This window comes from Aminithiophilus ramosus, from assembly GCF_018069705.1.
GTDB lineage: Bacteria > Synergistota > Synergistia > Synergistales > Aminithiophilaceae > Aminithiophilus > Aminithiophilus ramosus.
In genome coordinates, this window is sequence record NZ_CP072943.1 from 1,218,945 (window position 1) to 1,233,910 (window position 14,966).

At 67.1% G+C, this 14,966-nt stretch carries 13 protein-coding genes; 2 read left to right on the plus strand and 11 right to left on the minus strand.

The genetic code is table 11. From position 1 onward, the window contains the following. Positions 1–88: 88 nt before the first annotated feature. Entirely contained in the window at positions 89–244 is a 156-nt protein-coding gene (locus KAR29_RS05505) for a hypothetical protein (RefSeq protein WP_274374615.1), read from the minus strand. Positions 245–459: 215 nt separating this feature from the next. Here KAR29_RS05505 and KAR29_RS05510 point away from each other — a divergent pair, with 215 nt between their 5' ends. After that, the gene (locus tag KAR29_RS05510; RefSeq protein ID WP_274374616.1) at positions 460–1,401 is read left to right on the plus strand and encodes a MurR/RpiR family transcriptional regulator; all 942 of its coding nucleotides are present in this window, start codon (positions 460–462) and stop codon (positions 1,399–1,401) included. After that, complete coding sequence (locus KAR29_RS05515; protein ID WP_274374617.1) at positions 1,394–2,383, plus strand: ornithine cyclodeaminase family protein; 990 nt, start codon at positions 1,394–1,396, stop codon at positions 2,381–2,383. The genes KAR29_RS05510 and KAR29_RS05515 overlap by 8 nt, the downstream gene beginning before the upstream one ends. An 87-nt stretch (positions 2,384–2,470) precedes the next feature. Here the strand turns inward: KAR29_RS05515 and KAR29_RS05520 are convergent, their stop codons facing one another. From KAR29_RS05520 to KAR29_RS05565, 10 genes are all read right to left on the minus strand, one after another. Beyond that, positions 2,471–3,760 carry a TRAP transporter large permease gene (locus KAR29_RS05520; protein ID WP_274374920.1) on the minus strand — a complete coding sequence of 430 codons (1,290 nt, stop codon included), beginning with the start codon at positions 3,758–3,760 and terminating at the stop codon, positions 2,471–2,473. After that, positions 3,760–4,236, minus strand: a complete 477-nt coding sequence (locus KAR29_RS05525; protein WP_274374618.1) for a TRAP transporter small permease — start codon at positions 4,234–4,236, stop codon at positions 3,760–3,762. Before KAR29_RS05525 ends, KAR29_RS05520 begins: the two co-directional genes overlap by 1 nt. Further along, the gene (locus KAR29_RS05530) at positions 4,233–5,273 is read right to left on the minus strand and encodes a TRAP transporter substrate-binding protein (protein WP_274374619.1); all 1,041 of its coding nucleotides are present in this window, start codon (positions 5,271–5,273) and stop codon (positions 4,233–4,235) included. The genes KAR29_RS05525 and KAR29_RS05530 overlap by 4 nt, the downstream gene beginning before the upstream one ends. A gap of 20 nt (positions 5,274–5,293) precedes the next feature. Next, entirely contained in the window at positions 5,294–6,676 is a 1,383-nt protein-coding gene (locus KAR29_RS05535) for a diguanylate cyclase (protein WP_274374921.1), read from the minus strand. A gap of 79 nt (positions 6,677–6,755) precedes the next feature. Beyond that, on the minus strand, positions 6,756–7,805 hold the full coding sequence (locus KAR29_RS05540) for a chemotaxis protein CheB (protein WP_274374620.1): 1,050 nt from the start codon (positions 7,803–7,805) through the stop codon (positions 6,756–6,758). A gap of 78 nt (positions 7,806–7,883) precedes the next feature. After that, complete coding sequence (locus tag KAR29_RS05545; RefSeq protein ID WP_274374621.1) at positions 7,884–10,265, minus strand: hybrid sensor histidine kinase/response regulator; 2,382 nt, start codon at positions 10,263–10,265, stop codon at positions 7,884–7,886. Positions 10,266–10,289: 24 nt separating this feature from the next. Next, complete coding sequence (locus KAR29_RS05550) at positions 10,290–11,969, minus strand: methyl-accepting chemotaxis protein (protein ID WP_274374622.1); 1,680 nt, start codon at positions 11,967–11,969, stop codon at positions 10,290–10,292. A gap of 29 nt (positions 11,970–11,998) precedes the next feature. Then, positions 11,999–12,511 carry a chemotaxis protein CheW gene (locus tag KAR29_RS05555; RefSeq protein WP_274374623.1) on the minus strand — a complete coding sequence of 171 codons (513 nt, stop codon included), beginning with the start codon at positions 12,509–12,511 and terminating at the stop codon, positions 11,999–12,001. Positions 12,512–12,591: 80 nt separating this feature from the next. Further along, entirely contained in the window at positions 12,592–13,980 is a 1,389-nt protein-coding gene (locus KAR29_RS05560; RefSeq protein WP_274374624.1) for a CheR family methyltransferase, read from the minus strand. Beyond that, positions 13,977–14,411 carry a chemotaxis protein CheW gene (locus KAR29_RS05565; RefSeq protein WP_274374625.1) on the minus strand — a complete coding sequence of 145 codons (435 nt, stop codon included), beginning with the start codon at positions 14,409–14,411 and terminating at the stop codon, positions 13,977–13,979. Before KAR29_RS05565 ends, KAR29_RS05560 begins: the two co-directional genes overlap by 4 nt. Positions 14,412–14,966: the final 555 nt, after the last annotated feature.

A 14,966-nucleotide genomic window follows, 5' to 3' on the forward strand; every position in this document is an offset into this window, starting at 1 on the left:
GGATGATGACCTCGGCGCTACAGCTCTATTCTACCGATTACATCATCGCTGATGCGACTTCATGAAAGGCGCTTTTTTCAGAGGTTCCCTAAGAGAAACGCATGAAGTTCACCTTGATACCCGTCTCGGCCGTGAAGGCCTCGAAAACCTGTGAGGCATACTTCTCGGGCATGATCGCGTAGGCGTTCAGGCTGCCTGCAGCGAAGGCCCCCGTGGAGAAAGAGGCCACCACGAACAGCGACACCAGGAGAATCCGGACTTTGGACAACGACATCTCCCCCTCTGAAAGGAATTGGACTGCGATGGGGCAAGGCCCCGGGTCCTTATCGCCTTCGGGGAGCCCTTTCACAAGGTGCCTGTTGACAGGAAGAGAAGTCGATGAGATCCTTTTGAAGGATTGTTTTCATGGTCGATAATTTGATGCATACTTTTCATGAAGGCGAAAAGGGGGAAGGTCTTTTGGGCGTCATCGACGCCATCAGGGAGAGATGGCCCTCTCTGAGCCGGAAACAGTCCCTCCTGGCCAAGTTCATCGTCGATCACGGGCGGGAGGCGGCCCTCATGAACGCCTCTCAGATCGGGGCCGCCACGGGGACGAGCGAGGCGACGGTGACCCGCTTCGCCTACGCTCTGGGTTACGGCGGGTTCGCCCCTTTTCAGCTCGCCCTGCGCCGCGAGATGCAGGCAGGCCATGCTTGTCCCGCCTTCCGCTTCGAAAAGCGGGAGGGAGAAAGGGGGAGCGTCTGGAGGCGCGTCTTCGACGTCGAAGCCTCCCTCCTGGAGGAGACCCTGGCCCTCATCGACGGAGCCATTTTCGAGCGCTTCGTCGACGGTCTCGTCGGCGGGAGCCATCTCTTCCTCGTCGCCTCGTCGCCCGGCGATTTTCTCGCCCTCTACGGCTTCACCTATTTCCGGCTGCTTCGGGACGACGTCCATCTCGTCACCTCCCTCGACCTGCCCTTTCTGGGAAATCTCGAGGGGCTTCGGTCGGCGACGGCCCTCGTCTTCTGCTACCCCCGCTACCCCCGCGAGACGCTGCGCCTGGCCGAAGCGCTGGCCGACGGCGGGGTCCGCCTTCTGGGCCTCACCGACAGCCTTCTCTCCCCCCTCGTTCCCCTCGTCGACGAGGTCCTTCTGACGCCCCACCGCTACGTCACCTTCGTCGATCCCCAGGCGGCGGCCCTTACGCTGGTCCATGCCCTGCTCGTCGCCCTCTTCGAGAGAGACCGCCGTCTCTCGGAAGAACGGCTGGCCCATTACGAAAAGGCCGCCGACGGAAGCGATTTCTTCGCCATCAGGGGCTTCAGCTTCGCCGAGGCCCTGAGAGGAGGGCCCTCTCGAGAGGGCCGAACGAGGGGGAGCTCCCCCCTGTCTGAAGAGGGAGGGAAAGACGATGAATGAGGCGCTGTGGCTTTCGCAGGAGGACGTGAAGGCGCTGGACATCACCATGAAGGACGTCATGGAGGCCGTCGAGGCGGGGTGGCGCCTCAAGGGGGAGGGCAAAGTGGAGCTTCCGGCCAAGCCCGGCGTCCACCCCCGCAGGGACTGCTACATCCACGCCATGCCCTGCTGGATCGGCGGGGAGATCGATTCGGCGGGACTCAAGTGGGTCGCGGGCTATCCCGATAATCCCTCCCGGAGAGGGCTCCCCTACAACACGGGCCTCTTCATCCTCAACGATTGCGAGACGGGCCTCGTCAGGGCCGTCATGGACGCCAACTGGATGACGACGTGGCGCACCGGCGCCGCCTCCGGCGTCGGCGCCCTCCACCTGGCTCCGACGGGAGCCTCCGTCGTGGCCATCATCGGCCTGGGGACTCAGGGCAGGATCAACCTCCGGGCCATGGCCGAGGCCCTTCCCGATCTCCGGGAGGTCCGCATCCACGACGTCCGAGAGAGTCAGATCGCCTCCTTCCTGGCCGAAATGGAACCCCTTTTTCCCCGTTTCCGCTACGTCGCCTGTCCCACCGTCGAGGCCGTCTGCGCCGGAGCCGACGTGGTCATCACCTGCACGCCCATCCTGGCCGATCCGAGGCGGATCGTCCGTTCGGAATGGCTCAAGGAGGAGGTCCTCTGTCTTGCCGTCGATTACGACTCGGCCTTCGACAGCGACGTCATGACCGGCGGTGAAGGCTTCGTCTGCGACGACCGCAACCAGTACCTCTGGACCCAGAGCCACGGCGTCTACTTTCAGGACGGCTATCCCCGGGAGGATCAGATCTACGCCGACATGGGCGAGATCGTCGCCGGCAGCAAGCCCCCTCTCTCACGAGGACGGAGGAGCGCCCTTTTCATGGGCATCGCCAGCCACGACGTCATGACGGCGCGGCTCATCCACGCCAGGGCGCTGGAGCGATCGATCGGGACGCGGCTGCCTCTTTAGGGCCTTCAGGACCGGAAGGGAATCGGAGCGATCCCGCGTCGGCACGGGAGGGGGACATCGGGGGGGCTGGAGCCCCCCCTTTTTTCGTCAGAATCCCAGGAGACGGGGCAGGGTCACGGTGAGGGCGGGGAAAAAGATGAGGAGGGAGAGGACGACGAGGGCGACGGCGACGAAGGGCCAGATGGCCCGGAAGAGCTCGCCCAGGGGGACCTTGCCCACGGCGGCGACGATGTAGTTGCAGGCCCCCACGGGAGGGGTGATGAGGGCGATGGTGACGTTGAGGGTCATGACGATGCCGAAGTGGTAGGGGTCGATCCCCGCCCGAGCGGCGAGGGGGGCGAAAAGAGGGGTGAGAAGGGTGAGGACGGCCACCTCCTCCATGAACATGCCGACGGCGAAGACGATGAGGCTGATGACGACGAGGAGGAGGCGGGGCTCGTCGAGGAGACCCAGTCCGACGAGGGCCTCGGCGATGCGGGCCCCGACGCGCTCCCACTTGAGATACCAGCCGACGACGGAGGCCGCTCCCATGATGAGGAAGATGGCGCTCGTCAGGCGGGCCGTCTCGTACAAAGCCGAGGCGGCCCCCTTGAGCGTCAGATCTCCCGTGACGAAAAAGCCCACGGCCAGACAGTAGGCCACGGCCAGGGCTCCCGATTCGGTGGGCGTCACGATGGCGGCGACGATGCCTCCGATGATGATGAGGGGGGCCGCCAGGGCTGCGACGGCCCGGCGCAGGATCGCCGCCCGGCGCCCTTTCAGTTCCGAGACGTCGGTGCGGGGAACCCCGTGGCGGCGGCAGAAGAGGGCGTTGAGGATCAGGAAGGCCAGGGCCAGGACGAGTCCGGGGAGGATGCCGGCGGCGAAAAGACCGCCGACGGACGTGTTCGTCAGGGCCGAATAGAGGATCATGAAGATGCTGGGCGGGATGATGGGACCGATGAGGGAGCTCCCGGCCGTCAGCCCCGCCGCATAGGCCCGGGGAAAGCCCTCCTTTTCCATGGCCGGAATGAGGAGGGCCCCCAGGGCGGAGGCGTCGGCGGCGGCTGAGCCGTTGACGCCGGCGAGGATGACGCTCCCCAGGACGTTGACGTAGCCCAGCCCGCCCCGGACCGGTCCGACGAGAAGGCGGCTGAAGTCGATGAGACGGTCCGTCAGACCCGAGCGGTTCATCAGGTTTCCGGAAAGGACGAAGAGAGGGATAGCCATGAGGGAGAAGGCGTCCATGCCGCCGAAGAACTGCTGGGGGACGACGCGAAGGAGCTCCCATCCCCCCGTCTGGTAGATGGCCAGGGATCCGGCGGCGAGAAGGGCGGCGTAAAGGGGGACGCCGCCGACCATGAGGAGGAGGAAGAGGGCCGCCGCCAGGAGGGACATCACCGCCCGTCCTCCGTCACCCGACCGAGGAGAAGCTGGACCAGGAGAAGAGCCATGCCGACGGGAAGGGCCGAGAGGACGACGGCCTTGGGGATGCCCAGGGCCATCGTCTTCATCGTCCACGTCCCGGCCACGTTTTTGGCCCCTAAGACGACGAGAAGGATCAGGACGGTGACCTGAACGGCCAGGACAAGCCCTCGGACCGTCCGGCGCGCCCTCCGGGGAAGACGGGGCCCGAGAAGATCGAGGACCATGTGGTCCCCCCGGGACTGGGCCCCCGCGGCACCGGCCATGACGAGCCAGATCAGGGAGTAGCGGGCCACCTCTTCGGTCCAGGCGACGGAGCTGCCGAAAAGGTAGCGGAGGACGACGGCGAAAAGGACGTCGCCGACGTTGATCAGGAGGAGCGAGGAGGCCACGACGGCGCTGAGGGTCTCGACGCCTCTGGCGAGGCGACGGAGAGGAAAGGCGGTCACTCTGTGGCGACCCTCCCGTTGGCCTCGGCGGCGCACTCCAGGGCCAGGTCGAGCCACTCGGCCCCCACCTTGGAGCGGACCCAGTTCCGGTAGGCTCCTGTGCCCCTTTCGCGGAAAAGCTCCCTCTCGGCCCTGTCGGGGACGTAGATCTCCATTCCCTTTCCGCGGAGCGTCTCGACCTGGCGGGCATCGGAGGCCTCCACCTCGGCGCGGTTCAGGACATTGGCCTCCTTGGCGGCCGCGACGACGATCTGGCGGTCGGCCTCGGAGAGGGAGTCGAAGAGGTCGCCGTTGAGGATGAGGAACTGATCCGAATACTGGATGTTGGCCAGGGTCATGTATTTCTGCACCTCGAAGAGACTGCCGATGAGGATGTACATGGCCGGGTTCATCTGGCCGTCGACGAGGCCCGTCCTGAGGGCCATGTAGAGCTCCGTCCAGGCTATGGGCGTCCCTCCGGCCCCGAAGGCCCGGTAGATGGCGATCTGCCCCTCGTCCATGGCCCGGAACTTGAGCCCCTTGAAGTCGTCGGGGCTGCGGAGAGGCCTTTTCGAGTTGGTGAAGGCCAGGAAGCCCCCCTCCTCGACGGCCTCGAGGAGGACGGCCCCTGTCCGGCTTCGGAAGGTCTCCTGGGCCTTCTTCCAGTAGCGGCTCTCGTCGAAGAAGAGGTGGGCCGCCTCGTAGGAGTCGAAGAGGAAGGGGACGGAGGAGGCGTAGATCTCGGGAAAGAGGGGGGCCACGCCGGCGAAGGAGGCGACGTTGACCAGGGGCTGATTCATGCCCGACCGGAGGAGAAGCTCCATGCGCTCCTCTTCCGTCCCGAGCTGGCTGTCGGGGTAGAGGTCGAAGGTGATCCGGCCCTCCGTCCCCTCCTCGACGAGCCTCTTGAAGTTGAGGGCGAAGGCGTGGACGGCGTTGTTCGCCTCGTCGGCGGGACCGTTGTAGCAGAGCTTGACCGAAGCCGAGGCCGGTGCGACGGCGACGGCGACAAGGACAAGGGTCAGAAGAAGCCGTGACAGACCTTTCGAGCGAACCATTCTCACCACTCCCCTGTCGATCATCCGATGCTGTCGAAGTCGGCCTTTTTTCTGGCCTCCTTGCACTCGTACATCTTGCGGTCGGCGAGGGTCATGAGCTCGGCCAGAGTCAGGGCATCGCCGGGGCGACTGCAGTGCAGTCCCAGGCTTATGGAGAGGCGGCGCGATGGCCGTGACGCCTCTCCGACGCGGAGTAAGGCGGCCTCGAGACGTCCGGAAATCCCGTCGAGATCGGCCTCCCCGTCGTGGAGCATGAGAACGGCGAACTCATCTCCGCCGAAGCGGCCGATGATGTCGGAGTCGCGGAAGGTCTCTCTCAGGGCCTGGGCCGTCTTCTGAAGGACCCGATCGCCCTCGTCGTGGCCCAGCGTGTCGTTGACGGACTTGAAATCGTCGAGATCGGCGAAGAGGCAGGCGACGGGCACGCCGATGCGCTGGGCCAGCAAGAGCGCTTTCTCCCCCAGGGTCATGAAGCCGCGGCGGTTGTAGAGCCCCGTCAGGGCATCCGTGATGGCCTCGATGGCGAGCCGTTCCCGGAGCTGCACCATTTCGGTGACGTCGTGGATCGTGGCCAGGCGCACGACCTCGCCGTCCCAGTTGGAACTGACGACGTGCATGTCTCCCACGACCCGTCGGCCGTCGGCACGTCCGACGGAGACCTCCCGTTTTCCCTCTTCGCCGACGGGGAAGGGGAAGGTCTTGCCCGTCATCTGGGCGCTCGTCGTCTCGAAAAAGAGTTCCGCCGCGGGGTTGACGTAGCGGACCTTGCCCGCGTCATCGATGACGACGACGGCGTCGCCCGTCGTCTCCATGAGGGTCTGGAAGTTGGCCTGGGCCCTCTTGACGTCGTCGAGGGCGTTGCGGTAGTCGCCGGAGAGCTTCTGGAGCTGGTTGCTCTGGAGGACGGCGGCCTCGAAGGTGGAGAGGAGGAGGTCGATGATCTGGATCCTGTCGGCCGTCAATTTGTGATACTGTCCGGCGAAGAAGACCTCGACGGACATCATGGCCTGGCCCGAGCGGCGCAGCTCCAGGTTGGCCAGGATGTGGTGGAGACGGCGCAGGAGGTGATCGTCGTCGTAGGGTTTGGTGAGGAAGTTGTCGGCGCCGCACTGGAGCCCCTTGATGACGTCGCGGGGATCGGAAAGCGAGGTGAGGAGGACGACGGGAATGTCGCGGAGAGCCTCGTCCTGCTTGATCTGACGGCACATCTCGTAGCCGTCCATCTCGGGCATCATGACATCGGTGATGACCACCGTCGGCTTGATCCGGCGGGCCAGGGCCAGCCCCTGGGCGCCGTTGCGGGCCAGGGAGACCTCGTAGTCGTTGGCCAGAAGAAGCCGCTCCAGCCGCTTGGCCTGGGTGAGGCTGTCCTCGACGACCTGAACGATGGGGACCTGCTGCATGAAACTCACGCGGAACGCCTCCCTTTCGGCGTGGCGATGAAATATGAAATCGTTTCGTGTCATCTTTCCCGACCTTTCCTCATGGTTCCCCTTTCGTCCCTCGTCGTCCGACGAGGTCGACGAGAGCCGAAGCGATGAGAGAGGGGGAAAGGACCTGTCCGGCTCCGTCGAGGCGCACGGCCTCGCCGGGCATGCCCCAGACGATGGAACTCTCCCGGTCCTGGGCGAAGGTGACGGAACCCAGGTCGCGGAGGCGACGCAGCTCGGCGGCTCCGTCGGTTCCCATGCCGGAGAGGAGGACGGCGGCCGACGACGAGGCGCAGACGGAGGCGACGGAGCGGAAGAGTCTCGACGCCGAGGGACGGACGGCATGTTCGGGAGGGGCCTCGGTAAGCCTCAGAGTCGCACAGTCCGTCATCTCAAGATGACGGCCTTCGGGACCGAGGTAGACCGTACCTCCCTCGACCGGTCCCCCTTCGGCTATTTTAACGGAAAGGGAAGTCGCCTTGGAGAGCCAGTCGGCCAGTCCGCCGAGGAAACCGAAGGCGATGTGCTGCACCACCAGGAGGGGAAGGGGGAAATCGCCGGGGAGCCCCGCCAGCAGCTCGGCCAAGGCCTGAGGCCCTCCCGTCGAGGCCCCGACGACGACGACCCGCAGCGGCCCCGAGGAGCGCTCCTCCGCTCGCGAAGCCGGAGGGCTCAGAGGGGGCATCGGTCTCCGGCGGCGCTTCGGCGGACCGGCGAGGGCGGCCTCCCGGACGACGCGGCGCAGCTCTCCGCCGTAAAGCTTCGGATCCTCGCCGGCCCCCGGCTTGGGCAGGAGGGCCACCGCCCCGGCGTCGACGGCGAGGAAGGTCTTTTCCACCTCCGAGGGGTCCCAGCGGGAGCTGACGATGACGACGGGACAGGGACGGCTTGCCATGATCCGCCGCGTCGTCTCGAAGCCGTCGAGACCCGAGAGCTCGATGTCCATGGTGACGACGTCGACGGAACGTCTTTCGAGGAAGCGGAGGGCCTCCTCGCCGCTAAAGACGCGACCGACGACGCGGATGTCGGGGTCCTCCGTCAGGAGTCTTTCCAAAAACCGGCGAAGCGTCGTCGAATCGTCGACGATGAGAACTTCGATCATGGGAGGTTCCTCCCCCGTGGAGCGATTCGTCACCGGCCCTGCGGGAAGTCGCCCCGTGGGCGGGTCCGGCACAAAAGGTCAAAGCAGACGTCCCATCACCTCGATCAGGTTGCCCTGGTCGAAATGGCTCTTCACGATGTAGGCGTCGGCCCCGGCGTCGATGCCCCGCTCCCTGTCCCTCGGCGAATCGAGGGAGGTGACGAGGACGACGGGGAGATCGGCCATCGAGGCGTCGCCGCGGATCTTGGCCGTCAGCTCGAAGCCGTTCATCCGGGGCATCTCCACGTCGGAGACGACGATGTCGAAGGAACGATCGGAGAGAAGCTCCCAGGCTTCCTGGCCGTCGACGGCGGCCTCGACGTCGTAGCCGGCCGAGGTCAGGATGTTTCGGATCAACGCCCTCGACGTGATGGAGTCTTCGACGACGAGGACCGAGCGTCGTCTCTCGGCCTCCCCCTCCGAGGGGGAGGGCCTCGCTCCTCCGCCGCGGGAGACCGCTTCGAGGAGTTCCTTCACGTTCAGCACGGGGACGACGCGGCCCGAGCCGAGGACGGTGGCTCCCGCCACGTTGGGGACGTGGCGGAGCTGCCTCCCCAGGGTTTTCAGGAGGACCTCCTGCTCGCCGACGACGCGGTCGACGGCGAAGGCGACGGAGAGGCCCGACGCGGAGAGGACGACGACGGAAAGCTTTTCCTCCCCCTTTCTCCTCTCCGCCGGGGCCAGCCCGAGAAGGGAGCCCAGCCGGACGAGGGCGACGGGCCTGCCGCCGAGGGAGATCAGCTCCCGTCCCTCGACGCGGCGGACCAGAGAGCCGTCGATGCGGGCCACCCGCTCCACCTTCGACGTGGGGACGACGAAGACCTGGTCCCACTCCTCGACGAGAACGCCCCGGAAGGTGGCCAGCGTGAGGGGAAGGGCGATGCGGAAGGTCGTCCCCCTTCCCCGCTCCGACTGAAGGGAGATCTTGCCCCCCAGGGCCTCGACGCCCTCCTGGACGATGGCCATCCCCAGCCCCCTGCCGGAGACGTCAGTGATGAGCGGGCTCGTCGAAAGCCCCGAGCGGAAGATGAGGGACAGAGCCGCCTCGTCGCTCAGGGCCAGGGCCTCCTCCTCGGTCAGGAGAGCCGCCTTGACGGCGCTCCTGCGCAGCCTCTCCCCGTCGATGCCGGCACCGTCGTCGGCGAGGACGATTTCCGCCTGGCCTCCCTCGACGTGGGAGACGGAGAGGGCGAGGCGCCCGACAGAGTCCTTGCCGAGGGCACGTCGCCCCTCGGGCCTCTCGACGCCGTGGTCGACGGCGTTGCGCACCAGGTGGATGAGGGGATCCTTCATCCCCTCGAGGATGCGCTTGTCCATCTCGATCTCCCCGCCGGAGAGGGTCAGCTCCACCTCTTTGCCCAGATCGCGGGCCAGGTCGCGGACCATCTTGGGAAAACCCTGGAGCAGCGTCGAGGCGGGAAGCATGAGGACGCCCTTGGCCCCCTCCAGAAGATTCCGCAGCAGCCCCTCGGCCTGCCGCCGATCGGCCGCCATGGCCTTCTCCAGCCCTCGGAGTCCCTCGTCGAGGGCGATCAGGCGGGCCCGCTCCTCCCCGCCGGATGATGAGGCGACGCTCTTCCCCCGTCCTCTACCCTTGCGGGTTTCGGAAAGGGGAAGAAGGCGCCGCAGATCGGACAGGCGCTCGTCCAGGGCCAGCTTGACGGCGACGAGCTCCTCGGCCTGGAGGAGGAGGGCATCGACTTTGGAGACGCCGATGCGGATCGTCTCCCCCGCCCCCCTCGTCGCCCTCGACGGCGGAGGGACCGAGGCCGCAGGCCCCGCCACAGGCGTCGAAGCCCGAGGCGAGGTGACCTGAGGCGACGGAGCCCGAGAGGGCTCGTTCCGGGGAGGCGAGGCGGGAGGCGGCGCCTCGGGCCCCACCTCCCGAGAGGGAGAAGAAGGTGCCTCTGCGACGCCCTCCTCCTCCGAGGCGAGGCGCAGAAGCTCGTCCAGCGTCGGATAGGGACGGCGGGGTTCGCCCGAGGGACGGCGGGGTTCGCCCGAGGGACGGCGGGGGGAAGGACCGCCGGAGGAACCGGCCAGCCGGTTCAGCTCGTTGACGAGGGGGGAGGGATTCTCTCCCTCCCCCTCGGAGAGGCCGACGAGTCGGGAAAGGAGGTCGAGGGCGCGCTGAAGAAGGTCGTAGTCGGGCCGCTCCAAAGAGAGAGTACGGTCCTTGAGCCGGGAGAAGACGCTCTCCATGGACTGGCAGAGAGAGGCCACTTCGGGCATCCGGACGGCCTGAGCCGCCCCCTTGAGGCTGTGGGCCGCCCGGTAGACGGCCTCGACGACCGCTTCGGACGGCTCCGGCGCCTTCTCCGCCTCGAGGAGCCCCGAGACGAGCGTCTCGAGGTGCTCTTCGGCCTCGAGAAGGAAGTCGCGGCGGAGCTCCTCGAGGAAAGCCTGATCGGACAGTTTCATGGGCGCTCCCTCCTCCGACCGAGGTCAGACCCGGTACCGGCCGATGAGATCGGTGAGCCTCTGCCCCATCTCCTTCAGGTTCCGGGCACCGCTGTCGACGTCCTTCATGCCCGCCACGTTCTGGGAACCGGCCTCCCGGATGCTCTCCATCGCCTGGGCCACCTGATCGACGCCGGCCAGCAGCTCGTTGTTGGCGGCGGCGATCTGGGCCGCCGACTGGGCCGCGTCGGCGAAGCTGCGGCTGATGGCCTGAATGGACTCCCTGGAGGGGATCGCGTCGCGGCCTCCCGCCTCGACGGCCTTGGAGCCCTGTTCCGTGGCCATGACGGCGGCGTCGGTGGCCTTCTGGATGTCCTTCAGGATGCGCTGGACCTGTCTCGCCGACTGTTTCGACTGTTCGGCCAGACTCTTGATCTCCTGGGCCACGACGGTGAAGCCCTTGCCCTGCTCGCCTGCCTTGGCGGCCTCGACGGCGGCGTTGACGGCCAGCAGATTGGACTGCTCGGCCAGATCCTCGACGGTCTCGGTGATCTCGCCGATCTCCTGGCTCTGCTCGCTGAGGCGGATGATCGTCTCGGCGATGGAGGTCATCTGCTCGCCGATGCGCTGAATCGCGCCCAGAAGGCTCTCCGTGGCCGCCTTGCCCTTCTGGACCGTCTGGAGCCCTCTCTGGGCATGGTCGGCCACGTCGCGGCTCTTCTGATTCGTCGTCTCCGCCGTCGTCCGGAGCTCCTCCATCGTCGCCGTCGTCTCGACGACGGCGGCGGCCGTCTCCTCGGCCCCGGCCGTCACCTCCGAGACGGCCGCCGAGATCTGGTAGGCCGAGGCGCTCAGAGTCGAGACCATTTCCGTCATGGCGCCGACCTGGCTCCGCAGACCCTCCGTCAGGGCCTGGAGGGCCCGGGCCAGTTCGCCGATCTCGTCGCCGCGACGGAGGAGGTTGTCCGGCACGTCCTGGCGCAGATCGCCCTCCTTGAGGCGGACGAGAAGGGCCACCCCCGCGGAAATGGGGCCCGCGACGCTGGCCGTGATGGAGAAGGCCAGGAAGAGGGCGAAAAGGATGCCGCCGATCATGACGAGGAGACCCGTCGAGACCAGTTTTTCCGACGCGATCCGGTCGGAGCGGATGTTGCGGTCGGCCTCCTCGTTGATGTGGGCCGTCAGCTCGTCGAAGATCGCGCCGATGGCGTCGGAGAGGGGAACGAGTGCCTCCAGCTCCATCTGGTAGCGCCGGAAGAGCGATTCCCTCTCCTGGAGATGGGTCGCGCCGATGATGGCGCCCAAGAGGCGATCAAGCTCGGCGTGCGACTTCCTCCAGGCCCCGTACTGCTCCCTGAGGCGCTCCGTCAGGACCTTGCCCTGCTCCGTGTCGTCGACCAGATCGGCCAGATCCCGCCAGACCTCGTCGATCCGACGCCAGAGGCGCTCCCTGTCGGCCTTGATCCGCTGGAGGTCGTCGCCGCGCGTCACCCTGTACTCGGAGAGGGAGACCTCGTAGCTCACGGCGCGGATGGCCATGCGGCTGTAGTTCAGGGCGGACAGGAGGCGCATGGCGGGAATCTCCCTCGTTTCGACGGATTTCAGGCTCTCCGAGAGGCGGGAGAGCCCCCAGAAGGCCCCGGCCCCCAACGACAGGGCGACGGCGATGACGACGCCGAAGCCGAAGGCCAGCTTGGTCCCGATCTTCGCGTTCTCCAATGCCATCCGCTTCACTCTCCTTCTTTAAAGTGCCCTCACGAAAGGAAATCGTTCACGACAAGAGCCGGGGCGTCGAGGAGACGAGCCCCGTCGAGAAGGGCCAGGTCCTCTTCGGCCAGCCCCAGCAGGTAGGCGCCGCGCGGTCCGGTCAGCGTCGGCAGGGGGGGATGGAGAGGCAGCGGGAGAGAGCGGACCTCGAGGGGAGGATCGACGAGGAGCCCCATCTCCGCCGTCTCCGACCGGAGGACGACGACGAAGGAACCCGGCGCCTCCGAAGGGAGGCCGAAGAGGACCTTCAGGTCGACGAGGGGCAGGATCTGCCCCCGCAGGTTGACGATGCCCGCCACGAAGGGAGGAACGCAGGGCAGGGCCGTTACCCCCCTCAGGGGGAAGACCTCTCCGACGTGGAGGGAGCCGACGGCGTAGCGCTCCCGGCCCAGGCCGAAGGTCAGGACCTCGGCGAAGGACCCCTCTCCCCGGACGGGCCCCTTGCGGGCCAGCACGGCCGCCCTCTCCCTCAGGATCCGTTTTTTCCTCTCTTCCGCCATGACCACCCTCCCGCTCCCTTCCTCAGATCGACCCTCTTCATTCTTCGGCGCCCTCTCGAGGACTTCCGCACCCGCCTCCGTCAGAGGCGCGACGCCTCCATCATGGACCTGAACTCCGCCGCCGTCATCCCCCCGCTCTCGGCGACGGGCGCCTCGGGGGCCATCTTCGCCAGGAGGTCGGCGGCGTTGCGGAAATGACGGCGGGCCTCGTCGTGCCTGTCCCGCCGCAGGGCCAGGGCACCGAGGCCGTAATGGCCGGCGACGAAGGAGGGATCGAGATAGAGCACGCGGCGCAGCGCCGATTGGGCCGCCTCGACGTCGCCCCGCTCCTGGTGGATCGTGGCGAGGAGATAGTAGCGGGCCGGATCGCTCCGGTCGTCTCCTGCCAGACAGAGGGCCAGGGCCTCGTCGAGACGCCCTTCGTCGGCCAGGCGCCGGACGGCCTGGAGGCCGTCCGGCGTCCCGTCGGGGCCGCCGCCTCCGCCCTTCTCGCCGGGGCCCTCCCAGAGCGCCAGTCCCTCCGTGAAGGAAGGCTCCGGAGACGCCGCCTCTCCCTCCTCCTCGTCGGCGGGCCTCTCCCAGACATCTCCCCAGAAAGGCTCCTCGGGAGGAAGAGAGAGGGAGGACTCCCCTTCCTTGCAGTAGAGGGTCACGCCGTCGAAGTGGCGGGGGCAGAAACGGGAGGCCAGGAGGGCCGAGACCTCGCAGGGGGCGACGACGAGCCATCCCGCAGGGGAGAGGGCCCGGTGAAAGAGGTCGAGGACCCCCTCACGTGTGGCGGCATCGAAATAGATGAGCACGTTGCGGCAGAAGACGACGTCGACGGTCCCCTCTCCCCAGGGGAAGGGGCCGGGATCGACGAGGTTGAAGAGGCTGAAGGAGACGCCGGAGCGGTAACGGGGACGGACGGAGTAGGGCCCTCCGTCGGGTCCCTCGAAGAAACGCCCCGTGCGCTCTCCGTCGAGGCCTCTGAGAGACCATCGCGTGTAAAGGGCCCGCCGGGCCTTCTCCAGGGCCCGGGCGTTGATGTCGGTGCCGAAAAGGGAGATACCCCGCCCTGCAGGAGCGGCGTCGCCGAGGAGCATGGCAAGCGTGTAGGGTTCCTCGCCGCTGCTGCAGCCGGCACACCAGATGCGCAAAGGTCCCCTCCTCTCACGGCTCAGAAGGGGGACGACCCTGTCGCGGAAGATCTCGAGGCTGCGGCTCTCGCGGAAGAAATAGGTCTCGCCGATGGTCACGTAAGGGGCCAGAAGGTCGACGACGGCCTGACGAGAGGTCGACAGAAGACGGCGAAGCGTCTGGGCTCCTCCCTCGCCGCTCTCCCGGGCCAGCTCGGCGACGACGCGTCTCATCCGCTCCCGTCTCTGGTCGTCGCTCTCGGAGAAGGTGACGCCCGTCCGCTCGGAGACGATCAGGCTCAGACGATCGAGGTCCTCGTCCGAAACCGCAGGGGGACGCGCAGGCGTCACGGGACCCCCTCCGAGAGGACGATCCCGCGGAGAAGGGCCTCGGGAGAGCGGACGAGGACGGCCGAGACCTCGTCGCCCTCGAAAGCCACCGAAACCTGCCGCGACGACCCGTCGCCGGGCAACTCGACGACATCGACGTCGAGTTCGACGACTCCCGCCAGTCCCTCGACGAGAAGGACCACGAGTCGTCCTCCCTCGCGGAGGACGACGAAGCGGTCGCTCAGCTCGAGGTCGGGGAAAAGACCGCCGGGCGCGGGCCGCAGATCGACGACGGGAAGGGCCTCGCCGCCGACGTTGACGAGTCCCCTCACCGCAGGGCAGGGCTCGGCGAGGGGAACGGTCTCCGCGGCGGCGACGATCCTCTCCACGGCCTCCACGGGGAGGGCGAAACGCCGCCGGAGCATGTCGACGAGCAGGAAGGAGGAACTCAAGACCGGGGATCACCTCCGGACGGGATCGATAAGCCAAGGCGAGTCTGATTATACCTTTTCCACGCGGCCCGACCATCTATCGGCGGAAAAAGGGACGATCCGGCCAGAGAAGCGCCGAACCCCCTATCCCTCACCGGACCGGGGCTGACCTCCTCTCCGAGGCGCCAAGAGGGTCGGTCCGGAAAACAAGGAAGAGCAGCGCCCCCGTCCGACCGTCCCCCTTCGGCAGGTATAAGAAAAGGACCCGAATCCGCAGGCTCTTCAAGACAAACTCCGCCGGATCCACCGATTCAAGGCCCGTTCCCATCACCCCGTCGGAGCGGGGGCCGGGGCAACCGTCTCCGCCCCTCAGACGCCTCCCGGCCGGGCGAGGAGAGCTTCCATCCGTTTCTTCCTGCGGATCGAGGAAGGGGACACCCGATTGTGCCCCCTTCGGCCCGCCGCTACAATGAAATCGGACATCAGCCCGCAGCCGAAGAGGAACCGTCATCGTCGGCCGCAAACGCTCGCCTGCGACCGAGGGGAAGGACACCTCGGGGAAAAGGGCGGAAAAAG